The organism is Mesorhizobium sp. M4A.F.Ca.ET.050.02.1.1, from assembly GCF_003997725.1.
GTDB lineage: Bacteria > Pseudomonadota > Alphaproteobacteria > Rhizobiales > Rhizobiaceae > Mesorhizobium.
In genome coordinates this window covers 1-2,490 of the sequence record NZ_RZSG01000513.1, presented here as the reverse complement: position 1 = coordinate 2,490, position 2,490 = coordinate 1, and the positions used below count along the sequence as shown (strand labels likewise).

2 protein-coding genes and 1 pseudogene are annotated in these 2,490 nt (G+C 67.7%); all 3 read right to left on the bottom strand.

Annotation, left to right across the window (positions count from 1 at the left end; genetic code table 11):
• A partial coding sequence (locus EOA33_RS40805; protein WP_245482435.1) for a 2-dehydropantoate 2-reductase N-terminal domain-containing protein occupies positions 1-595 on the bottom strand: 595 nt, incomplete at its 3' end.
• Between the two features lie 231 nt (positions 596-826).
• The gene (locus EOA33_RS25765) at positions 827-2,122 is read right to left on the bottom strand and encodes an HlyD family type I secretion periplasmic adaptor subunit (protein ID WP_127406920.1); all 1,296 of its coding nucleotides are present in this window, start codon (positions 2,120-2,122) and stop codon (positions 827-829) included.
• Positions 2,123-2,125: 3 nt separating this feature from the next.
• Positions 2,126-2,490: pseudogene (locus tag EOA33_RS25760) on the bottom strand (hypothetical protein); the annotation flags it as partial.

The window sequence follows — 2,490 nt, the reverse complement described above, 5'->3', positions numbered from 1 at the left end:
CGATCCCCGAACGCATCAGCGACGTTCCGCCGGAGAAGGCCGCCAATGTCACGAACTTCTCCCAAAGCACATTGTCGATGTCGGCAACCGGCTTCAGCTCCAGCCCGATAGCCCGATCGCACAGCGCCTGAAGTTCCTTGATGACAGGGTCGCGGTGTCCGCCGACGAGGATGTCACGCAGCCCGCCCGCGTGGACGACTTCTCCGGGCTGCTTGATGAATGCGGACAGGTAGGTGGCGCCACCGATCACCCTGTCGCCCGGAATATGGCGGCGGAGAATGCCGACGCTATCGATGCCGTTCTGCAGCGTCACGACGCGCGTGTTCCCGCCGATGAGCGGTCCGAGCGTGGCGGCGGCCTTCTCGCTGTCGTAGAGCTTGACCGCGAAAATCACCAGATCGACGGGACCGATGTCGGCCGGCGCGTCGCTCGCGGACACATTGGACAGCAAGATGTTACCGAGGTCGCTTTGAATGCGCAGGCCGCTCTGGCGCATTGCCTGCAAGTGGGCACCGCGAGCAATGAAGCTGACCTCGCCCCCCAGCTCGGCGAGCCTGGCGCCGACATAGCCGCCGATGCCGCCCGCTCCCATCATTGCGATCCGCATGCCGTCCCCTCGACGCCCGCCGCCGCGATCGGCCGCACGAAGCCCCCACCGACCAGGTCAATATTAGCATTTCCTTGAATACACAGCCAGCCGGACCGGGGCGGATATTCGGCGGCAAGCAGATCGCGACTAGCCGCTGTCGGGCACGATCTGCATGATAACCTGGCCGGGCGTGATGACGCCTGGACAGCAAGCGACCCTAAGCGCTTTCGGCCTGCCTTACTCCCTGAAGGCGCGGCTGATCTGGTCCTGCAGCGGCTTGACCAGATAGGAGAGCACCGTGCGGTCGGCGGTCTTGATGAAGGATTCAACCGGCATGCCGGGAACCAGCTTGACCTGGCCGAGGCGCGCCACCTCCGCGCTCGTGGTGGCGATGCGCACGGTGTAGTAGCTGATGCCTGTGCGCTGGTCTGTGGTGGTGTCGGGCGAGGTGCGCTCGACCGTGCCGTTGATCTGCGGCGTGGTGCGCTGGTTGAAGGCCGAAAAGCGCAGCGCCGCCGGCTGGCCGACGAACAGCTGGTCGATGTCGCTCGGCGCGATCCTGGCCTCGATCGCCAGGCTGTCGCTGTCGGGCACGATCTGCATGATAATCTGGCCGGGCGTGATGACGCCGCCGATCGTGTAGGCGATCGACTGCTGCACGACACCGTCCTGCGGCGCGCGGATGTCGATGCGCCTGAGTTGGTCCTCGGCGGCGACCTTGCGCTCCATCAGTTCGCCGATCTTGGCGTCGATCTCGCGCAGATCCTTGTTGACCTCGGTGCTGAGATCGAGATCGACCTGGATGATCTGCAGGTTGATCTCGGCGATCCTGCCTTCGGCCTGCGCCAGCGCCGCCGTCAGCTGGCCGCGCTCGCCGTCGAGCCGCGTCGCCTCGCGCTCCATCGCGGTCAGCCGGTCGATGGAGATCAGCCGCTTCTTCCACAGCGCGCGCAGGCTGACGAGCTCCTCGCCGACAAGCACGATCTCATGCGACTTGGCATCGGCCTGGGCTGTGTCGCCGCTGATCTCCTTGCGCAGCTGCTCGATGCGCTCCCTGAGCTGGCCCTTCTGGCCGGAGCGCGCCGCCCGCCGTGTCTCGAAGAGCTGCTTTTCGCCGGCGATGATCTCGGCCACCACAGCATCGCCGCCCCGGTCGAGCAGGGCCTTCGGAAAGGCGATCTGACCGGCGCCCTGGCGCTCTGCGTCCAGCCGCGCCTCGCGCGCCGACAACTGGTCGAGCGCCTTGGTGACCACGGCGAGATTGGCGGCCGGCATGGTCGGATCGAGGCGCACCAATAGCGCGCCCTGTTTGACGCGGTCGCCGTCATGGGCGGCGATCTCGCCGACGATGCCGCCGGTCGAGTGCTGCACCTCCTTGACGTGGGAATCGACGACGAGAACCCCCGACGCGATGACCGCCCCAGAGATTTGCGTCAGCGCGGCCCAGCCGCCGACGCCGCCGACCAGCAGCGCGACCGCGCCGAGGCCGAGAAGCGTGTGGGCGCGAATGGACTGGTGAGAGGTGGCGCGCATCCCTCACTCCCCGGCCGCCGCGGCGCCAGAGCGCGGCGGCTCCTCGGTGGCGAGCCTCAGCCGCGGCACGCCGGCCACCGTTGCCACCGCCGGCTGCGGCCGCGGGAACAGCCGGGCGAGAACGTCGTCCTTGAGGCCGAAAGCCTGGATGCGGCCCTGGTTCATTGCGAGGACGAAATCGACGGTGGCGAGCGCGCTCGGCCGATGCGCCACGAGGACGACGATGCCGCCGCGCTGCCGCACCAGGAGGATCGCCTGGAACAGCGCCTGCTCGCCCTCGGCGTCGAGATTGGAGTTCGGTTCGTCGAGCACCACCAGGAAGGGATCGCGATAGAGCGCGCGGGCGAGCGCGATGCGCTGGCGCTGGC

What these genes read in the sequence shown, in the direction of transcription:
- EOA33_RS25765 (WP_127406920.1), bottom strand. Translation starts at nt 2,122, where the DNA reads ATGCGCGCCACCTCTCACCAGTCCATTCGCGCCCACACGCTTCTCGGC.